Origin of the sequence: Endozoicomonas sp. ALC020, from assembly GCF_049275935.1 — a bacterium.
GTDB lineage: Bacteria > Pseudomonadota > Gammaproteobacteria > Pseudomonadales > Endozoicomonadaceae > Endozoicomonas_A.
Genome location: NZ_CP184830.1, coordinates 1,618,078 through 1,641,670, shown reverse-complemented (window position 1 = coordinate 1,641,670; position 23,593 = coordinate 1,618,078). Strand labels below are relative to the sequence as shown.

Genomic DNA, 23,593 nt, shown 5'->3' with positions numbered 1-23,593 from the left:
TGGTCTGTCGCCGAAAGTTGTGGTATCCGGATTTGCTGAATGTTCACTGTTTCAGTCAAGCCTTTGGTTCACACGACCGGAAAGACGCCATGCCTGTCCGGGCAAGGTCAGGTTCACATATCTGTCAGGCCGATCGCCTTATGGATTTTACGCACTGCTGTAAAGAGAGTTACCCTGTCGTTGCGACAAAGGTCAGCTTTACAGCGAAATAGTTTGCTCACAGAGCCAGTTTGGACGATGCAAGTCCTGACGCACCAGCTGGGCAAAGAATTCGTTACTGACTCTACGGAGACATATATGGCCTGGAACGAGCCGGGTGGAAACAGCCAGGATCCATGGGGTAGTGGAAATAATAAGGGTGGTGGCAAAAATCAGGGACCACCTGATCTGGATGAAGCATTCCGCAAACTGCAGGACAAACTGAACTCAATGTTTGGTGGTGGCAAGAGTGGAGGTGGTTCAGGTAAAGGGAGCAGTAATTCCGGTTCCTCCTCAGGAATGTTTATCGGAATCATTGTTTTGGCAATTGTTGCCTACCTCTGGAACGCAATTTACACCGTCGATGAAAAAGAGCGCGCCGTTATTCTGCGCTTTGGGGTATATACCGAGACCGTTGGTCCGGGTCTTCACATATACTTCCCGCCCTTTGAAAGCAAGTTTCTGGAAAAGGTGACCGAACTCCGTACCTATAACCTGAGACAGCAGATGCTGACTGAAGACGAAAACATTGTTGAAGTCTCCATGTCTGTCCAATACAACATTGAAGACGTTAAAAATTATGTTCTGAATGTTGCCAAGCCTCTGATGAGTCTTGAGCAGGCCACCCAGAGTGCGCTGCGTCATGTGGTCGGCAGCTCCGAGATGTACCAGGTACTGACCCAGGGACGTGAAGTTCTGGGGCAGGAAGTTCGTGCCCGTTTGCAGGAATACCAGGAAAACTATGGGACGGGTCTGCGCATCGGTAAGGTCAACATTGAAAGTGCCCAGCCTCCAAAAGAAGTTCAGGCTGCTTTTGATGACGTAATTCGTGCACGGGAAGACGAGCAACGTGCCAAGAACAAGGCGGAAGCTTACGCGAACAAGATTATCCCTGAAGCGCGTGGTAAGGCTCAGCGGACCATTGAGGAAGCTAATGCTTACCGTGATGAAGTCATTGCCAGGGCTGAAGGTGAATCAGATCGTTTCTCCAAGCTGTTGACAGAGTACAAGCGTGCACCTGAAGTGACACGTGAGCGTCTCTACATCGAAACCGTTGAAGAGGTCCTGAAGGGTACCAGCAAGGTACTGGTGGACGTCAAGGGTGGCAACAATATGATCTACCTGCCACTGGATAAATTGACCCAGGGCAAGTCATCCATGCCAGCCCAGCCAGCTGAGCTGAGCAGTCAGGATTTGACTGACATCAGTAATCGCGTTGCAGAGGAGTTGAGCAAGCGAGTGAACAGTGCACGAAGCAGTGGGAGGGTTGGTCGATGAGTCAGAAAGGTTTTACAGCTCTGATCGCTGGTCTGGTCATCCTGGTTCTGGCCTGGAGTTGTCTCTTTGTCATCAGCGAGCGTGAGCGTGCAGTGCAACTGCGTTTTGGTCAGCTGGTGAACCCTAACCTGAAACCGGGTCTGCATTTGAAATTCCCGTTTGTAGACAACGTGCGTATTTTCGATGCCCGTCTGCAACACCTCGAAGTGCCATCAGAACGTTTTCTGACACTGGAACAGAAAGCGGTTATTGTGGACTCTTACATCAAGTGGCGGATAGCGGATGTCGCCAAGTTCTACAAGGCGACAGCCGGTGACATTTATCGTGCCAACACCCTGCTTTCCCAGCGTGCTGAATCCAGAATGCGTAACAAGTTTGGTGGTTTGACACTGAATGAAGTGGTATCCGGTCAGCGTGACAAGCTGATGAATGATATCACCAGCAACCTGGATAAAGTGGCCAGAGAAGAGCTGGGTGTGACTGTTGTGGATGTCCGGGTTAAAAAAGTAGACCTGCCACCTCAGGTCAGTGACTCGGTCTTCGAACGTATGTCTTCCGAGCGTGAGAAAGAGGCTCAGGAATACCGCTCTAAAGGTCAGGAAATGGCTGAAGGTATCCGTGCTAATGCGGACCGGGAACAGCGCGTTATTCAGGCAGATGCCTACAAGGACGCAGAGATTGTTCGAGGTGATGGCGATGCCAAGGCGGCAGAAGTTTATGCCGGGGCTTACCGTCAGGACCCTGAATTTTACGCATTCTATCGTAGCCTTCAGGCTTATAAAGAGTCCTTTGACAGTAAAGGCGACATCCTGTTGCTGGAACCGGATAATGATTTCTTCAACTATCTGAACAGTCACTCAGGTAGCAAAAAGTAAGCGGACAGTTTGCCGGGCAGGGCATTGCGGAAGTTCGGATGAACTGAAGCAGTGCCTCTGCCCTTGATGGCTGACCAGAGACCTGTGAGTATGTTGCAACCTCGGCCCATAGCCTGCCTATTGCCTTCGGCTTCTTCACGGGGTGAGGGATCCCCTCTTATCCTGCACAGCGAAACAGGCTACGAATAGAAGCTCTTTAGGGGGCAGTTTCGTAAGGAATCCTGATAAAAAGGGTGAGTGGCTACTCGCCAGCAGATATAGCTGCAAGCTTATTAACTCAAGCTGAATGATTCCCGGCTTCACTCCCGTCATTCCCGCGAAGGGGGCCGTCGCAAAACTCTAACAACTCGTTCCCAGGCTCTGAGGCTGTCGCAAAAGCCCAACAAGCTCTGCGTGGGAATGCATACCTCCCCTGAAAAGCTGACTCTGCAGCGCGAGATGGGTATCGGTTCCCACGCTGCAGCACGCGAACCAGAGTTTTGCAACAGCCTCCCTCGCGGGAATGACGACTTCCTTCGCGAGAATGTCGAACTCCTACTTAGCGACCATCATGATGTTGATTTTGAACTGACCAAAGTCTCAGTTGGTGTGATCCAGACAGACAACCCAGTTTCCTTTGGTCACCATCTTTGCCAGTCAATGGGTGCGTTGCACGAAAGCTGACTGCTTGAGGTAATAGGCTTGCAGAATACTTGCTATCGGTCACCTATTCACCCTTTCATACCAAGCTTTGTCTCGAAATCGTCCGCTACAGAGGAATAGGAAGTTAGCAGAATTGTGGTAGATATTTTGGCGCTCGCATACTGTCCAGAAAACTGTCTGTGAGGAAAGTTCCTGAAAGAACATTAGGTGGTTAGACGAAAGCACAACAACCATCTCTTGTCATACGATAATGAGATGGTTGTTTTAGCTGAATATGAGTTAAATAGCGGAGCTATTTTAAAAACTCTATATTTGAGGAAGATTATATCTTTGCTCTATTGAGCTTCTAATATCATTTCGGTCTATTTTTTTAAGGGTACCTAGGAAGTCTCTAAAGGTAACAGGTCGACGAGAGCCTCGCTTCCATTGGTGCAGCATTGCCATCACCTTTTCAAAAAGTTGTCTGTTATCATGATCTATAGCCTCTAATTGGGGTTCTCTAAAACCTGCTTCCGTACGTCTGGCAAACATTTTCCATTTAGTACCTATCAAGTAACCATAGTCTACGAATACTTGTTCTGGTAAAGGTGAGTCCAGAGTGTATCCTGTTGTTTGCTCACGCTGGGGTTCTGCCGCTGTTTGCATAGCAGCATGCGCTCCACTGACAGGTGTGGATGACTGTTCCTGAGCCAGTTCATCAGCCAATTCTCTGGGAATCTCGCCAAAGACGAAAAACATACTGTTTAAGAACGCATTTTTTTGCTCTGAACTGGTTGAGTTCAGTAAATTAATAAGTTCTTTTCTGGCAGTCTTGGCAAAATAAAGGAAAAGCTGACGTTGATCCTGAGTAAGTTTGTGGATGAACCCGCCACATTCCGTGAGTGTTGTGCTTAAAATAGCCAAGCCGGTGAATACAGCCATAACTTGTTCAGGTGTGGATGGATTATTGTCAGAAATATAAAATCCAAGGCCATAAAGTGCTTGAGATTGCAAATTCCTTTCTAATTTATGTATGTTAGATGGAGTAATAAAGGCGTGTTGTCCAAAACCCCAGGGGATAATATCTAGCTGACCATCCCTATAATTCGGAAAGCCAAAACTATAATCCTTAAACAGTTCTCTGGATAACTCGCCTAAATATCTGAATGTGTCATAGTTCGAAGGAACCGTTTTCTCTGCCAGTAAATCACTGGTTTGTTTAAATACTTGATAAATAAAATTCATTAATTCTTTTTTCTTTTGGCTATCTACTTGTGAATATACGAGATTATATAACTCGTTATATGTCGCAAGATGATTGCCTATAAGCTCACTGGCTAATTTGTTTTCTGTGAATTGATCCAAAAAGGCCTGGGTCTCAAATATGTCCCGGTGACGGGCCAGTGTCTTAACAATTCTTGCTATTTCAACATGCTTGTCGATTCCATGATTCTTGGCCAGTACACCGACCTGTAGAATCAAGTTACCAGCAGATATCGAACCTCTGGAAAATTTAACCCAGTACTTGTGAAATTTTTCCAGAGTCTCTTTATGCTGTAAAATATTTTCAGTTAGAAGGTTATAAAGTTCATACTTTTTGTAGAAATGGCTGGAGTGAAAAATATCCGACTCTCGTCTTTCATAGACCAGTTCACCGAGCCATCGTGTTAGTCTGATCGCTGAGGTATCAACCCACTCTGCCACGGCTACCGGTATTTCCTTACTTGTTACAATAGGAGGCGGTTCGCTGAGACCCCGCTCAAATGCAACCATGCCAGCATTAGCGCAGTCGAAGCACATATTGTTAAAGACTACAGGTTTTTGTCTCTGACAATTTTGGCAATACACGTTGTTGGGTGCCCCGCCGGAACCATCGTCTTCCCCATTTCCGCTTTCACCGAAGAGGCGTCGATTATGATGACTGTAGGCCTCCTGAGATTGCCTGTAGGAGGGAGGTTTCAGATCAACTCTGGCATCTTTTGCAGCGGTTTCAGTACCTTTCGGGCAACTTATCCCCGTTGGACAGCTGCCCGGAAATACTGAAACACTAATTAATTGCTTAGGGCTTAAAATGAACTCTTGTTCTGTATAAACACGATAGTCTTCTGTCTGTTCCGGGTTGTTGCTCTGGTAATGATCAAATGCTGCTTCCGGATTATCCGGATTCCTGAGCAATGCCATAAAAAGTCGCGGATTCCGCTCAAGGTTTGCACCCTTTATCTTATTCCACATATGTTGTGAAATAAGGATGGTCTGCTCATTCCAGCCACGCTTGATTTTGAGAACAATCCGGGTATCCCAAACTCGTTTCTTAACAGCCTGACCGTTAGTGTCGGGGAGACGTACCAGGACCATTCTACTGACCAGTTCACTCATCAGTTCAAAAGAGTAAAGGGGAGCCATACCACCTCCCGGCCTTTTTTTAAATAAATCGTCTGAATCATCGCCGCCACCAAAACCGCCACCGCCGGAGTTTGTGTATAGCTCGCTGTTATCTGCGGTCTCAGGGGTTTGAGGTACTACAGAAGGCCCATTGAAACGGCTGGTATCGTCAGGATTATTGAACCCGTTTTCCGGAACCTGAGGGTTACGGAAAAAAATATCGACAAATGATAGCTTTTTATTGTCGGAAGTATTGTTACCAGAAGTGTTGCCACCGGAAGGTGACGGTAGACCGGTGCTTTGTGAAAAAATACCACTACACTCTGGTTGTATACGCCATGCATTATTGTCTTGAACCGACAGGACCAACGAGGCTTTACCAGCCGGTAAACGCCATCTGGCTAAATATTCATGTTGCCAGCCACCACTGTCTGGTGTCAGTTCGACCACTCTCATTCCTCCGGCCTGAATATCAGGCATACCCTGCCCTGTTAAAGCCTCTGTAATTACTGGTGGGGAGGGAAAATTTCCTGCGGATAACGAGGGAGGGGTTCTGAAACAAAAATGAAAGATATCGCCTGCTTTGCTATTCAGACGGATATAAAGCTGATTTTTTTCCAGTTCAATTGTCTTGCCTTTATCATCAGCAGTTTTAAGATCGTAAACAAGGTGAAGAGACGGATTGTTCTCTATAAACGACATTTTATTAATAAATTCTGTTGTCTTCGGGGATTTGAAGGAGTCCCCCCATCCCGCCCAGCTCAATAGATCGGAAACAGCAGAACTATGACCGGAGACCGGCAAAATGACCGACAGAGCGAATAACAGAAACAGGCGAGCCATAGTGAGAAATCTTTTTACTTTCATAATTGAATTTGCCCATAGATTTTTATTGTTGAGGCATAACAATAGACCCTAAATCTGAAGCTGTATTATTTATCTCCCATCTGTTCATGTTCAACGTGCCAGCTCAGAAGAATTGCACGGGAAGACATAAACGGTAATTTCACGTTTTTTGTGTTTTTCAAAATCGAAGCTATCCTGTTTCATGGCTTAAGAATTTTGGGAATGAAGAAAAGATACAGAGGCGATCTATTCTGATCGCAGGCGACTGATTATGCTTCTCTTGCGCAGGTACAGTTGTAGTTGCGAGTCCTGTCTGCTGATAGAGCCTGTCGTTCAAAGCTGTCGTTTATCAATTATTGGCAATTTTGTTAACATATTTGTCGGCGTCGGGGATACAAAAATGGCAATGCGCCATCCAGAATCAGCGGTAGAGTGAGGGCCTTGATTGAGTTTCATTATATCCGGATGATCGCTTCCCAACGGACAGGCTCACAAAAAGCGGGTTGCGATCTCTGACGATGAAGAAATGAAACAGTGCTTTTGCTCTTGCCGGTTGATCAGAGACTGATAAATTATCGACTACTGGTCGTGAAGTCTGCTTCAGCCAGTGGTATGATACCGCAAACCGGGTTCTGCCCGGTTTTTTTGTGGACCTGTCCGGACTAAAAGCTTTGGGGAGTCATCCTGTGGATATGTTGCAACATCTGGGCATAGCCTTGAGTCTGATGCTGGTTCTGGAAGGCGTCTTGCCTTTTTTGTATCCCCAGCGCTGGCGCAATATGGTCACAAAGTTGTCAGAGATTGATAACCGGCAGCTGCGCATGGCAGGTTTTGGCAGCATGTTGGTAGGACTCATAATTCTGAGTATGCTCACGTAAAAGCGGAATAGTTTATCGCTCCAGGAGCCTGTCAGGCTTGAGTTGTCCGCCTCAGGACAGCCTTTAGTCCAACAGACTTCTGGCACAGTGGTAAAAGCGAAAAAAAGAGGGCTGTTATGACCGTCGCAGATCGCTGGTTATTGCCAGATGGCATTGAGGAAATTCTTGCTCCACGAGCACGTCAGGCAGAAATGCTTCGTCGTGAGATGCTGGATTTATTCGATTGCTGGGGCTACGAGCTGGTGATTCCTCCTCATCTGGAGTTCATGGAGTCACTGACAGCTGGTCTGGGCCGCGATCTGGAGTTGCAGACGTTTAAAGTAACAGATCAACTCACGGGTAGAACGATGGGGTTAAGGGCGGATACCACGCCAGCTGTTGCCAGAATTGACGCCCACACCCTGAAAGCAAAAGGGCCGGTTCGACTTTGCTACGCGAGCAGCGTGTTTCACACTCGTTCAGCGTCGTTGGGAGCCACAAGGTCGCCCATTCAGCTGGGTGCCGAACTTTATGGTCATGGCGGCGTCGAGAGTGATATTGAAGTCATTTCCCTGATGCTGGAAACACTGGCAGCGACCGGTATTGAGTCTGTGAACCTCGATCTGGGTCATGTGCGGATCTATCGTTCACTGGTGGAGTATGCCGGACTGAGTGAACAGCAGGAGCAGAAACTGTTTGATGCTCTGCAAAGAAAAGCGGTGTGTGAAGTATCTGAACTGCTGGCCAGCTGGCAAATCTGTTCGGGCACCGCAAAGATGTTTAAAGCGCTGACATCCCTGACAGGTCATGCCAGTGTCATCAATGATGCCCGTGCGGTACTGAAGGACGCGCCTGAGGCTGTTTTCAAAGCGCTCGACCAGCTGGAAGTGATTGCCGGCAAGGTCGCTGAGCTTTACCCGTCAGCTAACCTCTACCTCGATATGGGTGAGTTGCGCGGTTATAACTATCATACAGGCGTCGTGTTTGCTGCGTATGTTCCCGGAAAGGGACAGGCGATCGCCAAAGGCGGCCGATACGACGGCATTGGGCGGATCTTTGGCAGAGCTCGCCCTGCTACCGGTTTCAGTACAGACCTGAAGACGTTAATTGAGCTGAAGAGCCTTCCGGGTCTGAAAACGGATACCAGTGACGAACGAATGACGATATTTGCCCCTGTTGCTGCAGATCCTGCTGTTGTAAAGAAACTGCGTCGCCAGGGACAACGGGTAGTTTACCAACTGCCTGAACAAGAGACAGACGCTGCAGGCACGGGTTGCGACCGGCAGCTGGTCTGCCGTGACGGAGAGTGGGTTGTAGAATAACCCGGAAGTCTGATCGAAATTGATTTCAGTTAAACTTCTCCGGCCTGTCACAGATGCATGAGAGTCGGTTCAGAAAATGTTTTGAACTGAACTTTGTCATGTCTGTTTATTTTAGAAAGTAAGAGACCGTTTACCATGGGTAAGACTGTTGTCGTACTCGGCACTCAATGGGGTGACGAAGGTAAGGGCAAAATCGTTGACCTGCTGACTGAGCAGGCAAAAGCGGTTGTGCGTTTCCAGGGCGGCCATAATGCCGGCCATACATTGGTGACCGACGGTGAAAAAACCGTTCTGCACCTGATTCCTTCCGGTATTCTGCGCGAAGGCGTTGTATGCTACATCGGTAATGGCGTAGTTCTGTCTCCTGAAGCTCTGCTGAAAGAGATTCACAAGCTGGAAGAAGGTGGCGTTCCTGTTCGTGAACGTCTGCGAATCAGCCCGTCCTGCCCGCTGATTCTTCCTTATCACATTGCCCTGGACCAGGCCCGTGAATTGGCACGAGGCAAGGACAAAATCGGTACCACCGGTCGTGGTATTGGCCCTGCCTACGAAGACAAAGTAGCTCGCCGTGGACTGCGTGTTGCCGATCTTCTGCATCCTGAGCGTTTTGCCCAGAAACTGAAAGAAGTCATGGAGTACCATAACTTTGCTCTGGAGCACTACTACAAGGCTGATACAGTAGATTTTCAGAAGACTCTAGATGAAGCACTGGCCATGGGTGAACAGATCAAACCTATGATTGAGCGTGTGACCGACAAGGTTCATGAGCACCATGGCAAGGGGGACAACATTCTGTTTGAGGGGGCTCAGGGCTCTCTGTTGGATATTGATCACGGTACCTACCCATTCGTCACTTCGTCCAACACCACAGCCGGTGGTGTTTCTACCGGCAGTGGTTTTGGCCCTCTCTATCTGGACTACGTTCTGGGTATTACCAAGGCTTACACGACTCGTGTCGGTTCTGGTCCTTTCCCGACCGAGCTGTTTGACGATGTGGGTATGCACCTGGCCAGGAAAGGCAATGAGTTTGGTGCGACCACTGGACGTCCCCGTCGTTGTGGCTGGTTTGACGCTGTGGCTCTGCGTCAGTCTGTTCAGATCAACTCCGTATCCGGTCTCTGTCTGACCAAGCTGGATGTTCTGGATGGCCTGCAAACGATCAAGATCTGCACCGGCTACAAGAATGCCCGGGGTGAGTCCATTACGACCCCTGTAGATGCAGAAGAGTACGAAGCAATTCAACCGGTGTATGAAGAAGTGCCCGGCTGGAGTGAGTCTACATTTGGTGCCAGGAGCCTGAATGATCTGCCGGAAAATGCCCGCGCCTACATCCGTCGTCTGGAAGAAGTGGTGGGAACACCTGTCCATATCGTTTCTACCGGCCCGGATCGTGTAGAAACCATTATTCTGGAACAGCCTTTCGGCTGATTCAGTCCCCCGCCGGATTTACTGGCGGCGGGGGCTTCTTCGCCATCAGAACCTGTAAGAAACACCGGCCATGTAAACCAGTGGGTCCAGTTCTGCGTCCAGCTTGTAGCGGTGTCCAGAGTCGTCCCTGAACTTCGCTGTGGTATTGATGTCCATATACCATACAGCAGCATTCACGGCCCAATGCTCGTTCAGTTGATAGTCAAAGCCCAGTTGTCCACTCAGGCCCAATGAACTGTCCAGTTCCAGATCGCTGTAGATATCACTGGCGGAGCCTTTGAAATCTTCACTGAAGAAAACGGTGTAGTTCAAACCAAGTCCCAGGTAAGGCTGGAACCTGGCGTTTTTGTCCATCGGGTAGTATTGCAGGCTCAAAGTCGGTGGTAAGTGTTTAACTTCGGCAAAATCTCCCAATCCTGCCAGATCACCTTTTCCTTTCAGAGTGTGTTTGAACGGTGTCGCTGCCAGCAGCTCAACACCAAACTTATCCGACAGCATGTAGGTAAAGGAGAGTCCCAGCTGGGTGTCATTGTTGACGTCAACTGTTGCGTTCTTGTTCTCATCCCCGTTGGTTTTTAATCCTCCACTGTCAACATCCGTCTGAACACTGGCTACTCCGCCCCGGAAAATAAAATCTCCGGCCTCATAAGCCTGGGCAGAGGTAGCAGAAACAGCAATAGCTGCAGCAATGGTGAGTGAGAGAACGTTTCTGTTCATGGTGGTCCCTTGCATGTGGTTGCAAAAAAAGTTTCTTTGTTAACTATTAACAGTTTAATTAATTGCTTGTCGTACAATATTGATCTGAATCAATGCATAGCCGTGTCTGCCAACGCATATACGGTAGGAATTCTGTTGAAAGTGTGGGCATACTAAGCAAAGATGCGCGCTAGGAGCCTGACCGAGAATAGCGCCCGTAGCGAGGACGGCAGAAAATTGAGGATGAAAATTCGGTTTTGTGAGGAGAATAGCGAGCTATTTGACGAACAAAAGCGGATTTTCAGACCAATTTGCTGCCGCCGCAGTAGGGCAGTCTATTCTCGGTCAGGCTCCTAGCAGTCTGTCGGACTTAAGCGTCCGTAGCGAGGATTGCAAGAAATTGAGGATAAAAATCTCTGTTTCTGAGGAGAATAGCGAGCTATTTGACGAAGAAACAGGGATTTTTAGACCAATTTATTGCAACCGCAGTAGGACAGTCTTAAGTCCGACAGGCTGCTAGTTACCCGGAGTAGGGTTACACTGCATACAGACATTATGTGATCACAGAGAGGTTAATAAACTCTATGCCCAAAAAAGGGTGGAAAGAACTGGACTCCCAGGCTGCTGATGAAGCAGCTCGCTACGACAACCCGATTCCCAGTCGTCTTTTTATTATGGAGACTCTGGAAAAGAGAGGGGCTCCGGCAAGCCATAAGTTACTGTGCCGTGAGTTGGGTGTAACTCTGCCTGAGCAGCAGGAAGCTTTGTTATTCCGCCTTAAAGCTATGATTCGTGATGGTCAGCTACTGGAAACCCGCAAGGGAACCTACGGTCTGTTGAGTAAAATGGATCTGATCAAAGGGCGTATTCAGGGTAATAAGGACGGCTATGGATTCCTGATTCCTGATGAGGGCGGCGAAGATTACTACCTCTCATGGCGTGAAATGCGCAAGGCTTTTGATGGTGATCGTGCGGTCATTCGTGAAACCGGAGTGGACCGCAGAGGACGACTTGAAGGTCAGATTGTTGAAGTCATAGAGCGTAATACCACCCAGTTGGTGGGTCGCTTTTACATAGAAAACGACAATGTTTTTGTCGTACCGGAAAACTCCAGAATTGATCGCGAAATTCTCATCAAGCCGGGCCCTTTGATGCCCAGCCATGGGCAATATGTTCTGGTTGAAATCCTTGAGCAGCCTGGCCGACGTGTTCAGCCGATGGGCCTGATCAAAGAAGTGTTGGGTGAACGACAAGATGCCGGAATGGAAGTGGACGTTGCATTACGCACCCATGACATTCCTCATGAGTGGCCTCCTGAAGTGGAAGAGCAGGTGGCCCGGTTCAAGCCGGAAGTGGCTGAGCGGGACAAAAAGCACCGTGTTGATCTGAGAGAGACGCCTTTCGTTACCATTGATGGCGAAGATGCCCGTGACTTTGATGATGCAGTCTACTGTGAACCCAAAAAAAGCGGCGGCTGGCGTTTATTTGTAGCCATTGCTGATGTTTCCCATTACGTGAAGCCCGGAACAGCACTGGACAAAGAAGCCTATAACAGGGGCACTTCTGTCTACTTCCCGGGACATGTTATTCCCATGTTGCCGGAAGTATTGTCAAACGGGCTCTGCTCTCTGAATCCTGAAGTGGATCGTCTGGCCATGCTGTGCGAAATGACCATCAGTGGCAATGGAAAAATTTCCGGTTACAAGTTCTACGAGGGTCTGATCCGCTCCCATGCCCGTCTGACTTATACCCAGGTTTGGGAAATGCTATCAAAGCCACTCAGTGATGAGGGCAAGGCTTTACGTCGCGAACGAAAAGCGGTTCTTCCCCATGTAGAAGAACTCTATAACCTGTTCAAGGTTCTGAAAAGTATTCGTTCTGACCGTGGCACTATTGATTTTGAAACGGTAGAAACACAGATCGTTTTCGGTCGTAACCGAAAAATCGAAAAGATTGTCCCTGCTGTCCGCAATGACGCGCACAAACTGATTGAAGAATGCATGCTTTGCGCCAATGTCTGTGCGGCCAAATTCCTTCAGAAACACAAGATTCCCGGGCTCTATCGCGTGCATGAAGGGCCTACTATGGAGAAGCGGCTCAATCTGAACAGCTTTATTGCCAGTCTTGGCTTATCGCTGCCTGCTGGCAAGCTGAAGCCCGCTCACTTTCAGGCTTTGCTGGCATCGGTTAAAGATCGCCCCGATTACAATGTGATCCAGACAGTGGTCCTGCGTTCTATGAGTCAGGCCGTGTACACTTCGGATAATCAGGGGCACTTCGGACTGGCTTTTGACGAATATGCGCACTTCACTTCGCCGATTCGTCGTTATCCTGATCTGCTGGTGCACAGGGCTATCCGTCATATTATTCGTTCTTCTGTTGAAACCCGGCATGTTGTTCGCGTGGGGGCCAGAGAGATGAATAAAAAGACCATTTATCCCTATGATGGCAGTGAAGTGCTGGCCATGGGAGAGCACTGTTCTGCGACAGAACGCCGGGCAGACGAAGCAACACGGGATGCTATGGATTGGCTGAAGTGCGAGTACATGCAGCAGCATATCGGACAGACGTATTCCGGTGTCATTTCGTCCGTTACAGGCTTTGGCCTGTTTGTCGCCCTGGATGATATATATGTAGAAGGTCTGGTACACGTCACTAGCCTTCCGGATGATTATTATCATTACGACGCTGTTCATCATCGTATGGTGGGTGAAAGAACCGGCAGAAGTTATCGATTAGGTGATGATATCGAAGTCATGGTGGCCAGCGTCAATCTGGATGACCAGAAAATTGATTTCGAATTATCCACAGGTACTGCGCAGAGACCTTCACGTTCCCGCAAATCGCGAAAAAGCCCCTCAAAAGGTGGCAAGCCATTAACCAGTGTGGCCAAGAGTCGGGCCGCAAAAAGAGCTTTACTGGATGCAGCAAAGTCTGAAGAATCGGGCAAGAAAACTACAGGTAAAAAGAAAAAAACCACTCGCAAGCAAAAAGCCAAGGCTAAAAGTACCGGCAAGAAGTCCGGTAAATCCTCAGCCGGTAAGAAGCCAGAAACGAATAAAAAGTCGTCTGCAAAACCGGCCGACAGACAGCCGAGAAAGAGAAAGGCTAAGTGATTTGAAAGCGGTCAGGCGGCAATTTCCAATTTGACGCCTAATGATTTCAGCAATCGGTGAACAGTATCCATCGAGGCTGGACTTTGCCGTTAAATGTTTTATAAAGGCTCTCACGATTCAGGCCGGTTTGCTCTGCTAACTGAGCAATGCCCTTATGTCTGACTACATGACCCAGAGCCGTAATGAAAACAGCCGGATCATTATCGAGAGAGGCCTCAGTCAGGAACCAGGGAATGTCTTCATCGGTTAGGGCATTCTCAACCATATCGTAGCCGCCAAATCCCGCGCTTCCAGATTTTTTGATCAGCAAGTTGATCTTTCTTTGTAATCTGCTCTGACATTAACCAGAATCTTGAGTATTATCCGGGCTCAATAGCCTATTCCGAGTGTTAAGATGTCAGTCAACACCGACACAGGAAACAACCTCATGGCCAGATATAGCCTGGCTGAAGAGATTGCAAACAGTATCACCCACGGTCTGGGCGCTCTGCTCAGTGTGGCCGGTTTGACCCTTTTGGTAACCTATGCTGCCGAACAGCATGATGTCTGGCGCATTGTCAGCTTCAGTATCTATGGGGCAACGCTAATACTGCTCTTTCTCTCTTCCACGCTCTATCACAGTATCCAGCATGAGAACACTAAGAAGGTCTTCAAGCTGCTGGATCATTGTTCCATCTACCTTCTGATCGCCGGAACCTATACCCCGTTCTTACTGGTCAGCATGAGGGGAACATTGGGCTGGATCATGTTTGCCATTATCTGGCTGTTGGCTATTGCGGGCATTGTTTTTAAAGTCTGGTTTGGTCCACGCTTTAAAAAAGTTTCGGTAGCCACTTATATTTTGATGGGCTGGCTGGTTCTTTTTGCGTCAAAAGAGTTGGCCAGCAAGATATCGCTGGAGGGTATCTACTGGCTGTTAGCGGGTGGCCTCTCTTATACTCTTGGGGCGGTTTTTTACCTGTGGAAAAAGCTGCCCTTTAACCATGCTATCTGGCATGTTTTTGTTCTGGGCGGTAGTGTCTGTCATTTCTTTGCTGTTTTTTTTCACGTACTGCCTGCCAGTTAGCAAAATCGTCGTAAACCCTCGCCCAATCGAGGGTGTCGCGAAACTCTCTCCAGCGTGAGAACGAGTTGACTCCCGTTATTCACGGCTTCATTCTCGTCATTCCCGCGAAGGCGGGAATCCACACTGACTCACCACCAGAACTATACTGCCCGTTGCCCCCTGGCCTTGTCATCCCCGAGAAGGCAGAGACCCACTGTTGGCGCTGGATTCCCGCCTTCGCGGGAATGACGACTTCAATACCCGAGGGGCACCCGGTTACTGCTGATGGAGGCTTCTGTGTAAGTCCAGTCGCTATAGGCTGGCTGTAGCCTGTGAAGTCAGAAGCCTCGCCTGACAAGGCGGGGAGTGTCACTTCCAGATCAGGCTATGGGGCAGAAATGTTGTCAGTGCTGGTGTTAGCGTGAGGTGGCAGGCAGCCATTCATCGCTTTTTGTAGTCATGGGGTGTTACGTTTACGACCTTGACCTGTACCAGATGACCCTCAATGGTATAGATCACAAGGTATTGTTTATTCAAGCGTGAAGAGCGGTATCCATTCCACTGAAGCCTCGGGCTCTGCTAATATGCATTCCAATCCTGATTCCAACCCTGCATACGAATTTCCGTAATGAGTGATGATGTTGTTTTTGGCCTGCACGCTGTGCAGAGCCTGTTTGAGCATTCTCCTGAAAAAGTTTTAGAACTTTTGATCCAGAAAGGTCGCACTGATAAGCGCATTAATGCGCTGGTGGAGGAAGCCCGCAACCAGGGCGTGACGGTGCGTTTTGTCGAGCGCGCCCGACTGGACTCAAAAGTTGAAGGGGTGCACCAGGGCGTACTGGCCCGTGTTGCGCAGGCGAAAGTTTACCGGGAGGGCGATCTGGAAGATCTTCTGAACACGCTGGATGAGCCGCCTTTCCTCTTGATACTGGATGGCGTGACCGATCCTCATAACCTGGGTGCCTGTCTAAGAACCGCTGATGCCGCCGGTGTTCATGCTCTGATTACGCCCAAAGACAAATCTGCCAGCCTGAATGCGACGGCTCGAAAAGTGGCCTGTGGCGCAGCAGAGAATGTCCCGCTGGTACAGGTGACCAATCTTTCCAGAACCATGGATTGGCTGAAAGATCGTGGCATCTGGATGATTGGCACCGCCGGTGAAAGCGCTTGTGATATTTACAAGACAGACCTCAAGGGGCCCCTGACCCTGGTGATGGGTGCTGAGGGTAAGGGAATGAGAAGACTGACCCGTGACAAGTGTGATTCTTTAATCTTTATCCCCATGACAGGGTCAGTCAGCAGTTTGAATGTTTCTGTAGCGACAGGTGTCTGCCTGTTTGAGGCGGTTCGCCAAAGACAGTCATAGAACTCCGAAATTCTCAGGATGGTTTTTCTCTCAACAGAGCGTCCAGATGTTCAATGACTACAACCCAGTCAGCGTCTTCATTGTATGCCTGTTGAATAAAAGCCTGCTGGCTGTCTGAAAAGAAGTCGGCATGCTCAATTTTTACCCGATGGGGCATTTTTTTATGCTCTTCGATGAAGGCATTGATTTCTTGGTCGCTGCTGGGCAATCCAAGCTGATCAAACAGATCGTTCATGGTGTGATGAGCAGGTTCCATTGAGACCTCCTGATGGAATCTGTTTTCGTAACGTCATGATAGCAGGCCACTGTCTTTTGAAAAGATAAAACCGAATTCCAAAGGTAAAAAATGTGAGTACAAAAAAGAATGTCGTTTTATTGGATCGGGTTACTCTGGGTGACGGCGTATCACTGGAAGCGTTTCATCAGCTTTCATTACCGCTGGAAATATACGATCAGAGTCAACCAGAAGATATAGTTGAACGTTGTCGTGATGCGGTAGCGATTTTCACCAATAAAGTGGTGATTGATGAGTCGACACTCTCTTCACTCCCCAACCTTCGATATATCAGAGTAATGGCAACGGGAACAAATAATATTGATCTTGCTGCGTGTGATCTGCGAGGAATTAAAGTCCAGAACGTAGAAAGTTACAGCACCGCATCTGTTGCCCAACATACCATGGCTTTGATTCTGTCTCTGGCGGGCTCTGTTCCTGCTTACATCCAAGATGCTACCAACGGCAGCTGGGAAAAAAGCGACAGATTCTGTCTACTGAATCATCCGATCATGGAGCTGGAGGGTAAAACACTGCTCATTGTCGGTTATGGTGACTTGGGTAAGGCCACTGCCAGGCTGGCAGAAGCTTTCGGTATGAATGTGTTGAAGGCTAAAGTGCCAGGTTCGCCGACAACCTCTGAAGACAGGTTGGAGTTAGACGAAGGATTGAAACAGTCAGATGTCGTCAGTTTGCATTGTCCTTTGAGTGAAAGCACTGCCAACCTGATGGATCAGAGAAGACTGTCACTGATGAAATCCGGGGCTATTCTGATCAACACCGCCAGAGGCGGGCTGGTAGACGAGAGTGCTCTGGTTTCGGCACTGGAAGCTGGGCGACTGGGAGGCGCCGGGTTTGATGTGTTGACAGAGGAGCCCCCCAGACACGGAAATATCCTGCTCAGCACGTCTCTGCCCAATTTGATGGTCACTCCCCATTGCGCCTGGGGAAGTCTCGAGTCGAGACAACGTCTGGTCAATTTTGCGGCAGAGCACTATATACGTTTTCTTCAGGAGTAGGAGTCAGTTTCCTTAATTGCACTATGGTCAATAACAGTTAAAAAAAACTGGCGCATCACATTCGAATTTACTGATGGCAATGCATACATATTGAACTACGAGGATTATCACTGATGAGAATGCACGATCCACTCCACCCGGGAGAGTTTATAAAGCAAACCTACATGGAACCAGCCAAAGTTAGCTGCAGGCAACTGTCTGAGGCTCTGGAGGTCTCACCCTCAACTTTGAACAGGATTTTGCAGGGAAAAAGCGCTATATCCACTGAGATGGCCAGAAGACTTTCCATGGTTATTGGCAGAACTACGGAAAGCTGGCTGGTTATGCAGAACAACTACGACATCTGGCAATCAGAGCAGTCAGTAAAGCTCAATACACTGAAGCCTTTCAAATTTTCTTTTGCGTGATTACTCAGGCTCTTTTTTGGAATCAGGGGTATAGGTAAAGCGATAGAAAATATCCACAGCCTGAGCCAGACCATTGACGACCTGAAGATAGAGTCTGGGCATGAGTTCGTAGCGAATTTTCACTTCGCTGACTGAGTCAAAAACCCCTGCGCCGTATTGCAGGCGAAGACCAGGGGCTATGTAGCCACCAATGGTGATCCGGGTATCATCGCCACTGCCTTCAGTATCCAGAGAGACATCGCTGAAACCAAAGGTTTCACCAAGCGATGTGGCGATACCACCAAATTTGGAAACACCAAGCCCTACCAGCATCGCCTGGGCACCGGAACTGTCATCTCCTTCCAGTCCCCTGCCTCGCAGCAGGTAGGAGAGTTGCTCCTGTTGCGGCATTTGCGGGCTGGAATAAATGGTCCACTCAGGTTTTTTTACAGAGCCACTGACTTTAATGCCGACCTCAACATTATCTTCGATGGTTTCCGGATTTCGAATGGCATTGACCAATAGATAGGGGGAATCGATAGGCCCCTGGAAAATGATTTTTCCTTCCTTGATCAGTAAATCCTGGCCCAGCTGGTGGTAACGACCTCCAATTAAATTAATGGTGCCGTTTCCTTCCAGGGGTTTGTCAGGAAGCTGTAGAAGATCCAGATGCCCTGCCAGTCTTGCTTTTAGACCGAAAGCATTGAGCCGGATATCGTCTCCCAGTACGACTCGTACCTTCATCGAAAACAGCTGTAACGCCTGTTCGTGGAGCTCAGAAGTTTGTCCTTCCCGGACGATTACTACATCATCTGAGACTGAAACAGCACTCTCCGGAAGACTGTTAATGGTAATGCGACTCCAGGGAATTCGGATAATACCCGTCAGTGTTATCTTTTCAGACAGTGTCAGCTTAAGGTTGGGAGAAACTCTGATCTCCCCCATGCCGGGGTATTTAACATCCAGGTCTTGCCCTGTCAGGGTGATGATACCGGCAGGCTGCCGAAGATCTTTCCAGTTTAGGTGACCTCCCAGATCCAGTGAGCCCTTACCTACCTGCATTTTGCCTTCTACTGTGCCTGAGTCACCGTTCACATTCAGGTAAGTATTCAGTTCAGAAATACTGACAATGTCCCGTGTGGTATTGGCATAACCATCTTCAATGGCCAGTCGGCCATAAAAAAGAGGTTTGGCAAGAGAGCCTTCCAGTCGGCCCCGGGCAGAAAAAGTACCTTTCAAATCGCTGACTTCAGGCAAGAAAGGCGCAAATATTTCCAGCAATAATTGCTCAATATTCAGCTGGCCACTGAGGGTTTTCTGGTTTTTCAGATCATTGACGTCTATGGTCAGGTGGCTGCGTCCCAACGTGTCTGAGAGGAAGTTTAGAGAGCTTTGCAACTGATTGTTGGCGATTCTGGCTTCCATGTTGAGCTGACTGTAATCACCTGAAAGGTCATAAGCCTGAATTTTTCCGGGGCTTGAAGAAAGCTTTAACGACAGTTTCGGCTGGTTATCCTGCCAGCTTACTTCTCCCTCTGAGTTAAGCATTGCCTGCCAGCCAAACTCGGTGGGGAAAAAGGCTTTGAATCTTTCAGGGGCCAGTTGCTCAATGTGAAAGGAGAGAAGTCCTGAATCTTTGCCCAGGTGGCTGGATTGCGCACAGATGCTGGAAGGGGATGATTCCAGACAGAATTCAGAGAATGAAGCGCTGGCTGCCGAGGCTTTGATCTCAACAGGTTTTTTCAGTGACCAGTCTCCGAATTCTGTGTTCAGGTCACTGCGGGTGAGCTGTCCCTGCCATTGTTCATTGTGGTAGCTGCCAGCCAGGGAGATGACGCTCTTGAGCTCTTTGCCTTGGGTTGAGAGCCGAACCTGATGTTGTTTTTCATTGCCTCTGGCTTCAAGCAAGATCTGGTTGAGTCTGTGTGTGCCCTGGTTCAGTGTCTCTATACTGATGCGAGCCTGCCCCAGAATCTGCTCTTTCTTTTCAATTTGACCTTTTGCCGAGAGGCCTTTGACGACTGTGTCCAGATAACGAACAGAAGAGCTGTCCAGTTGAAAGTTCAATCTGGGTTGCTTTTTGCTCCCGGATACATGGATTAAACCTGTCACATTACCCTCAAGGCCGGGGTAAAGTTCTGCCAGTTTTGAAGCATTGAGTTGCGCTTCTATGTCCCATTGTTTATCAATAAGACCATGGGCGCTTAACTGGTTTTCACCGATTTTGGCATTGAGGTGTTCGACCTTCCAGTTAAAAAGATGATTGATGTCCAATGTGCCGGAGAGTGAGACGGGTTTGTCCCTGAGTTCTCCGGTGATATCCATTTCAGAAATCACCAGATGCCAGGTTTTTCCGTCCAGATTAAAACGGCTTGCCATTACACCGTCGAACCTTCCCGGAAACTCAGGTAAAAGGTTGGCTGTGTTGAGGCTGTTGAGTTTCACCTTGCCATTCCAGGCAATGCCTTTTGTCCAGTTAAGTCGGCCTGAGAGGTCCGCATCACCTTCAGAGGTTGATAGATTGAGACGACGGATCGCAATATGCTCAAGGTTTCCCCTCGCCTTGAGTAAGACCTTTATCAGGGTTTCTTTTTGAGTTCCGGAAGTGGCCAGGACATTAGATTCGGCCGTGGCGCTGGCATCCAGTTGATAGTCGGCCAGAGAGCCCTGAAGGCTGGCCTTCAGATTTTCTGGTTGGAGCTTTTTATCCAGGGAGGCTGGCTGAATATCAACGGTTGCAGACAGTGGATAATCGCCGCTCAGTGTTATTTTCCCGTGCAGGCTGGCTTTGCCCAAAGCATGTTCAACCTTGAACTCTTGGATATTGATTTGCGATTGCCGGGCATCAGACGACAAAAGTATATTACTGACTTCTTCCTTAATCTCACCCTGTTCATAAGTGCCTTTATCCAAAGTCAGCTTTTTTACAGCAATGGGCAGAGGCAGTTCTATCTCTGGCAATATCAGTTTGTCGCTGGCAGGTGCTTGTTTTTTATCAGGCGCTGGCAGTTTAACGAAAAGATTTTCCAGTGCCAGATCATCAATGACCAGTCTTCCTTCAAGCAGCATTTGTGGTTGCCACTGCAAAGAGACTCGGTTTGCTGTGAACGCCATATCCTGATCCACCCAGCCTGGATTTTGCAAGACAAGGCCTTTGGAAACTGATCCCTTGATCAGTTCACCCTGAAGTTCAGGTAATTGTGAGCGTGCCAGGTTCCACAGCCAGAGGTTGCCGGTATGAGTCAGAAGTAAAAACAGCATCAGGCAAAGAAGAGTGATAAGAGAGGTTAATATAGCCAGAGTCGTCTTCATATTTCTGGCCCCATAGAAAAGTGCAATTTGTACGGGCTTCCGGGTTCACTAACAGCGAAGGCCAGATCTAATCTCAGAGCGCCAAGAGGGGTTATCCAGCGAATGCCGAAGCCGGCCCCGGTTTTCCAGTCGTCCTTGTAATTATTAGTGGCTGTTCCATAGTCTATAAAAACAGCGCCTCGCCAGTGTTCCAGAAACTGGTATTCGTATTCCACACCGAGTGCCGTCATATATTTGGCCCCTGTCAACTTTCCTTTGGCGTCTTCAGGAGAAATACTTTCATAGTTGTATCCTCTGACAGTCTGGTCACCTCCGGTGAAGAAACGAATGGAAGGGGGTACTTTACCGATGTCGTTTATAAAAATGGCACCTTGCTCAACTCTGCCAATGAATCGGTGTTTTTCTGCCAGTGTCGTTAAACCTTTGGTACGACCCCAGAGCTTCACAAAGTTCTGATCAGAGCCCAGGAGCTTATCCGAGAATTCTGCCGTGGACATAACCAGGTAGCCACTTTGGGGGTCGAGCTCTCCCCCTCTGACCTGGCGTCGGGTCATGGAGATACCCGGGATGACCAGAAAGCTTTCACCACTCTGAAGACCCTGTTTGTAGCTTTCGTATTGAATTCTTAAAAACAGGTCACGGTCCCAGCCATGTGCGTTTTTTTTCCATTTATGGATGGAAGTCGATCCAAGGTTACTGATGGTGTCTTCCTGCTCTTTATATTGATAACCCACCTGAAGGTCATAGAATTCAGTTAATGGGTTGCCGTAGGGGATTTTATAGCTGGAAGTCAGTTCGGCTCTGGGGGCTGAGAGCAGAGCCTCATTGGTCAGGCTGTGCCCTTTGTCATTGATCATGGGGATATCCCAGGTCAAAGAAAGCCTGGGGCCTTCGTCAGTAGAATAACCGACACCGGTTTCAATCTCATGATACCTCTTGGGAATGACACCGATATAAACAGGGACATGGTAGTCTTCGGTTTTATCCCGCATGGGGCGTATATCGATTTGCTGGAAATAGCCTGTTGAGGCCAGCTCTTTGTTCAGGTTGCCCAGCTCTATGGATTGATAGTTTGAGCCGGGCTTGAAGGTCAACATTTTCTCGATCAGGGCTTGGGTATTTTCAGGGATTTCTCCATAAACAATGTTCCCGAACCGGTAACGCCTGCCAGAGTCAAAAACCAGTTCGATATCTGCCGCATTCTCTTGTGGATAAACTTTGACCCTGTGGGTTTGCATCTGAGCGTCGAAAAAACCGAGAGACTGGGCCTCGGTGTTAAGTTCCGTTTTAAGTTCTTCATATTCTCCGCTATTGAAGACAGCGCCTTTTTTGAGGGGAGTGCGTTTGACGATCCTCTTGAACGACCGGTTTTTTCGGGCCTCTCCTTCCAGCTCTATTTTGATGGTGCGGATAAGTACGGGTTCTCCCGGATCAACATGAATGTCAAGCTGGTCAGTATCTTTGCCATCCATCTTCATGGAAATGGTTGGGTTGAAATAACCCAGGGCTTGCAGAGATTTCTGAACTGCCTCAAGAATACTGTTCCGGTAGCCAGGCAATTCTCCGGGCTCAATAGCAGGCAAAGTTTGCAGAAAGCGTTCGGCATTCCGCTTCAGCCCGTCTTCCAGACCCTTAATCTCATAGGTCAGATGGGATCGGGCCTGGCAAACAGAAGGAAGGGCTGAAAGCAAAAGTACGATAATCGATAGAAATTTATTCAGTTTACCCACTGGCGACCATTTGTTGAGAGTAAAGTTGTTGAGAGAAAGTGGCGGGACTGACCGATATCGTAGAAGGTCTGTCGATCTATCTCAATAAAAAGCAGCGTCAGGCAGTAGATTCCCGGATTCTCATGCGTTTTAACGTCGGCCGCCATCGGTTTATAATTCTTGCAACCATGGTCACACTTCTCTAAAATCCTCCGCTCTTTGTAAGCTGGGCGTGGTGTGCAGGCATCTTTCAGGTGACTGTCATCTCCGATCCATCTCCTTGCCTTACTGCTCTGTGAATGGAACCTGTGTTTCACTCAGTGTGGGAGGCTGTTTAACCCGTAAGGAGCAAATAATGCGTCATTACGAGATTGTTTTTCTGGTACATCCTGACCAGAGCGAGCAAGTACCAGGCATGATAGAGCGTTATACACGCGCTATCAGCGAAAACGGCGGTCAGGTACACCGTCTTGAAGATTGGGGCCGTCGTCAGCTGGCTTATCCAATCAACAAGATCCACAAGGCTCACTACGTTCTGATGAACATCGAGTGCAGCAATGAGATCCTGGACGAACTGACAGATAACTTCCGTTATAACGACGCAGTTATCCGTAACATGGTGATCCGTCGTGATGAGGCCGTTTCCGAGCCATCCATCATGATGCAGGCTGAAGAGAAACGTGAACGCCGTGACGATCGTCGTGAAGATCGTCGTGAAGAGCGTCGTGAAGAAGCTGCTGAAGCTCCGGAAGCTGCTGAAGAAGCTGCCGAGTAAGTCGTCCTTGATACTGCTTTAGCTCAAGGCTGTTTTAGCTCAAGGCTGTTTTAGCTCAAGGCTGTTTCAGCCCAGGCTGGCAGGATTA

At 48.6% G+C, this 23,593-nt stretch carries 21 protein-coding genes; 15 read left to right on the top strand and 6 right to left on the bottom strand.

Annotated features, from left to right (window positions below):
* Positions 1 to 297 precede the first annotated feature (297 nt).
* The 3 genes from hflK to ACOJUO_RS05345 all read left to right on the top strand — a co-directional run bounded on the left by hflK (position 298) and on the right by ACOJUO_RS05345 (position 3,014).
* Positions 298 to 1,476 carry an FtsH protease activity modulator HflK gene (hflK, locus tag ACOJUO_RS05355; protein ID WP_422135701.1) on the top strand — a complete coding sequence of 393 codons (1,179 nt, stop codon included), beginning with the start codon at positions 298 to 300 and terminating at the stop codon, positions 1,474 to 1,476.
* Positions 1,473 to 2,351 (top strand): protease modulator HflC, encoded by an 879-nt coding sequence (gene hflC, locus ACOJUO_RS05350; protein WP_422135700.1) that lies wholly within the window; start codon positions 1,473 to 1,475, stop codon positions 2,349 to 2,351. Before hflK ends, hflC begins: the two co-directional genes overlap by 4 nt.
* A 399-nt stretch (positions 2,352 to 2,750) precedes the next feature.
* Complete coding sequence (locus tag ACOJUO_RS05345) at positions 2,751 to 3,014, top strand: hypothetical protein (RefSeq protein WP_422135699.1); 264 nt, start codon at positions 2,751 to 2,753, stop codon at positions 3,012 to 3,014.
* A gap of 285 nt (positions 3,015 to 3,299) precedes the next feature.
* On the opposite strand, the gene ACOJUO_RS05340 is transcribed toward ACOJUO_RS05345, so the two are convergent.
* Positions 3,300 to 6,197 (bottom strand): death domain-containing protein, encoded by a 2,898-nt coding sequence (locus tag ACOJUO_RS05340; protein WP_422139163.1) that lies wholly within the window; start codon positions 6,195 to 6,197, stop codon positions 3,300 to 3,302.
* A 695-nt stretch (positions 6,198 to 6,892) separates the two neighbouring features.
* Here ACOJUO_RS05340 and ACOJUO_RS05335 point away from each other — a divergent pair.
* From ACOJUO_RS05335 to ACOJUO_RS05325, 3 genes are all read left to right on the top strand, one after another.
* Positions 6,893 to 7,078, top strand: a complete 186-nt coding sequence (locus ACOJUO_RS05335) for a DUF2065 domain-containing protein (RefSeq protein ID WP_317146501.1) — start codon at positions 6,893 to 6,895, stop codon at positions 7,076 to 7,078.
* 116 nt (positions 7,079 to 7,194) lie between these two features.
* Complete coding sequence (locus ACOJUO_RS05330; protein ID WP_422139162.1) at positions 7,195 to 8,379, top strand: ATP phosphoribosyltransferase regulatory subunit; 1,185 nt, start codon at positions 7,195 to 7,197, stop codon at positions 8,377 to 8,379.
* 135 nt (positions 8,380 to 8,514) lie between these two features.
* Positions 8,515 to 9,807: an adenylosuccinate synthase gene (locus ACOJUO_RS05325; protein WP_422139161.1), complete on the top strand. Its 1,293-nt coding sequence runs from the start codon at positions 8,515 to 8,517 to the stop codon at positions 9,805 to 9,807.
* 45 nt (positions 9,808 to 9,852) lie between these two features.
* Here ACOJUO_RS05325 and ACOJUO_RS05320 read toward each other — a convergent pair whose 3' ends face one another.
* Complete coding sequence (locus ACOJUO_RS05320; RefSeq protein ID WP_422139160.1) at positions 9,853 to 10,524, bottom strand: OmpW/AlkL family protein; 672 nt, start codon at positions 10,522 to 10,524, stop codon at positions 9,853 to 9,855.
* A 563-nt stretch (positions 10,525 to 11,087) separates the two neighbouring features.
* Here ACOJUO_RS05320 and rnr point away from each other — a divergent pair.
* The gene (gene rnr, locus ACOJUO_RS05315; RefSeq protein ID WP_422139159.1) at positions 11,088 to 13,619 is read left to right on the top strand and encodes a ribonuclease R; all 2,532 of its coding nucleotides are present in this window, start codon (positions 11,088 to 11,090) and stop codon (positions 13,617 to 13,619) included.
* A gap of 46 nt (positions 13,620 to 13,665) precedes the next feature.
* Here rnr and ACOJUO_RS05310 read toward each other — a convergent pair whose 3' ends face one another.
* Positions 13,666 to 13,929, bottom strand: a complete 264-nt coding sequence (locus ACOJUO_RS05310; protein WP_422135693.1) for an addiction module antidote protein — start codon at positions 13,927 to 13,929, stop codon at positions 13,666 to 13,668.
* Positions 13,930 to 14,046: 117 nt separating this feature from the next.
* Here ACOJUO_RS05310 and trhA point away from each other — a divergent pair, with 117 nt between their 5' ends.
* The 3 genes from trhA (at position 14,047) to rlmB (ending at position 16,030) form a co-directional block, all read left to right on the top strand.
* Positions 14,047 to 14,685: a PAQR family membrane homeostasis protein TrhA gene (gene trhA / locus ACOJUO_RS05305; RefSeq protein WP_422139158.1), complete on the top strand. Its 639-nt coding sequence runs from the start codon at positions 14,047 to 14,049 to the stop codon at positions 14,683 to 14,685.
* Positions 14,686 to 14,750: 65 nt separating this feature from the next.
* Entirely contained in the window at positions 14,751 to 14,993 is a 243-nt protein-coding gene (locus ACOJUO_RS05300; RefSeq protein ID WP_422139157.1) for a hypothetical protein, read from the top strand.
* A gap of 299 nt (positions 14,994 to 15,292) precedes the next feature.
* The gene (gene rlmB / locus ACOJUO_RS05295; protein ID WP_422139156.1) at positions 15,293 to 16,030 is read left to right on the top strand and encodes a 23S rRNA (guanosine(2251)-2'-O)-methyltransferase RlmB; all 738 of its coding nucleotides are present in this window, start codon (positions 15,293 to 15,295) and stop codon (positions 16,028 to 16,030) included.
* A gap of 13 nt (positions 16,031 to 16,043) precedes the next feature.
* On the opposite strand, the gene ACOJUO_RS05290 is transcribed toward rlmB, so the two are convergent.
* Positions 16,044 to 16,286 (bottom strand): DUF2789 family protein, encoded by a 243-nt coding sequence (locus tag ACOJUO_RS05290; protein WP_422135689.1) that lies wholly within the window; start codon positions 16,284 to 16,286, stop codon positions 16,044 to 16,046.
* A 92-nt stretch (positions 16,287 to 16,378) separates the two neighbouring features.
* Between ACOJUO_RS05290 and ACOJUO_RS05285 the strand changes: the two genes are divergently transcribed.
* The 3 genes from ACOJUO_RS05285 to ACOJUO_RS05275 are packed head-to-tail and all read left to right on the top strand — an operon-like array spanning position 16,379 to position 17,730.
* Complete coding sequence (locus ACOJUO_RS05285; RefSeq protein WP_422139155.1) at positions 16,379 to 17,323, top strand: D-2-hydroxyacid dehydrogenase; 945 nt, start codon at positions 16,379 to 16,381, stop codon at positions 17,321 to 17,323.
* Positions 17,324 to 17,338: 15 nt separating this feature from the next.
* Positions 17,339 to 17,437 carry a type II toxin-antitoxin system RelE/ParE family toxin gene (locus ACOJUO_RS05280; RefSeq protein ID WP_422140057.1) on the top strand — a complete coding sequence of 33 codons (99 nt, stop codon included), beginning with the start codon at positions 17,339 to 17,341 and terminating at the stop codon, positions 17,435 to 17,437.
* Entirely contained in the window at positions 17,437 to 17,730 is a 294-nt protein-coding gene (locus tag ACOJUO_RS05275; RefSeq protein ID WP_422135687.1) for a HigA family addiction module antitoxin, read from the top strand. Before ACOJUO_RS05280 ends, ACOJUO_RS05275 begins: the two co-directional genes overlap by 1 nt.
* Here the strand turns inward: ACOJUO_RS05275 and ACOJUO_RS05270 are convergent, their stop codons facing one another.
* Positions 17,731 to 21,021 (bottom strand): translocation/assembly module TamB domain-containing protein, encoded by a 3,291-nt coding sequence (locus ACOJUO_RS05270; RefSeq protein ID WP_422139154.1) that lies wholly within the window; start codon positions 21,019 to 21,021, stop codon positions 17,731 to 17,733.
* The gene (locus ACOJUO_RS05265; protein WP_422139153.1) at positions 21,018 to 22,751 is read right to left on the bottom strand and encodes an autotransporter assembly complex protein TamA; all 1,734 of its coding nucleotides are present in this window, start codon (positions 22,749 to 22,751) and stop codon (positions 21,018 to 21,020) included. The genes ACOJUO_RS05270 and ACOJUO_RS05265 overlap by 4 nt, the downstream gene beginning before the upstream one ends.
* A 38-nt stretch (positions 22,752 to 22,789) precedes the next feature.
* On the opposite strand from ACOJUO_RS05265, the gene ACOJUO_RS05260 reads away from it, so the two are divergent.
* Together ACOJUO_RS05260 and rpsF are read left to right on the top strand one after the other, a co-directional pair.
* On the top strand, positions 22,790 to 22,936 hold the full coding sequence (locus tag ACOJUO_RS05260; RefSeq protein WP_422135684.1) for a hypothetical protein: 147 nt from the start codon (positions 22,790 to 22,792) through the stop codon (positions 22,934 to 22,936).
* 149 nt (positions 22,937 to 23,085) lie between these two features.
* Positions 23,086 to 23,505: a 30S ribosomal protein S6 gene (gene rpsF, locus ACOJUO_RS05255; RefSeq protein WP_422135683.1), complete on the top strand. Its 420-nt coding sequence runs from the start codon at positions 23,086 to 23,088 to the stop codon at positions 23,503 to 23,505.
* Positions 23,506 to 23,593: the final 88 nt, after the last annotated feature.

Bases quoted from the DNA above. Each gene is read 5' to 3' on its own strand.
- hflK (WP_422135701.1), top strand. From the start codon at position 298: ATGGCCTGGAACGAGCCGGGTGGAAACAGCCAGGATCCATGGGGTAGT.
- hflC (WP_422135700.1), top strand. From the start codon at position 1,473: ATGAGTCAGAAAGGTTTTACAGCTCTGATCGCTGGTCTGGTCATCCTG.
- ACOJUO_RS05345 (WP_422135699.1), top strand. From the start codon at position 2,751: ATGCATACCTCCCCTGAAAAGCTGACTCTGCAGCGCGAGATGGGTATC.
- ACOJUO_RS05340 (WP_422139163.1), bottom strand. From the start codon at position 6,197: ATGGCTCGCCTGTTTCTGTTATTCGCTCTGTCGGTCATTTTGCCGGTC.
- ACOJUO_RS05335 (WP_317146501.1), top strand. From the start codon at position 6,893: ATGTTGCAACATCTGGGCATAGCCTTGAGTCTGATGCTGGTTCTGGAA.
- ACOJUO_RS05330 (WP_422139162.1), top strand. From the start codon at position 7,195: ATGACCGTCGCAGATCGCTGGTTATTGCCAGATGGCATTGAGGAAATT.
- ACOJUO_RS05325 (WP_422139161.1), top strand. From the start codon at position 8,515: ATGGGTAAGACTGTTGTCGTACTCGGCACTCAATGGGGTGACGAAGGT.
- ACOJUO_RS05320 (WP_422139160.1), bottom strand. From the start codon at position 10,524: ATGAACAGAAACGTTCTCTCACTCACCATTGCTGCAGCTATTGCTGTT.
- rnr (WP_422139159.1), top strand. From the start codon at position 11,088: ATGCCCAAAAAAGGGTGGAAAGAACTGGACTCCCAGGCTGCTGATGAA.
- trhA (WP_422139158.1), top strand. From the start codon at position 14,047: ATGGCCAGATATAGCCTGGCTGAAGAGATTGCAAACAGTATCACCCAC.
- rlmB (WP_422139156.1), top strand. From the start codon at position 15,293: ATGAGTGATGATGTTGTTTTTGGCCTGCACGCTGTGCAGAGCCTGTTT.
- ACOJUO_RS05290 (WP_422135689.1), bottom strand. From the start codon at position 16,286: ATGGAACCTGCTCATCACACCATGAACGATCTGTTTGATCAGCTTGGA.
- ACOJUO_RS05275 (WP_422135687.1), top strand. From the start codon at position 17,437: ATGAGAATGCACGATCCACTCCACCCGGGAGAGTTTATAAAGCAAACC.
- ACOJUO_RS05270 (WP_422139154.1), bottom strand. From the start codon at position 21,021: ATGAAGACGACTCTGGCTATATTAACCTCTCTTATCACTCTTCTTTGC.
- rpsF (WP_422135683.1), top strand. From the start codon at position 23,086: ATGCGTCATTACGAGATTGTTTTTCTGGTACATCCTGACCAGAGCGAG.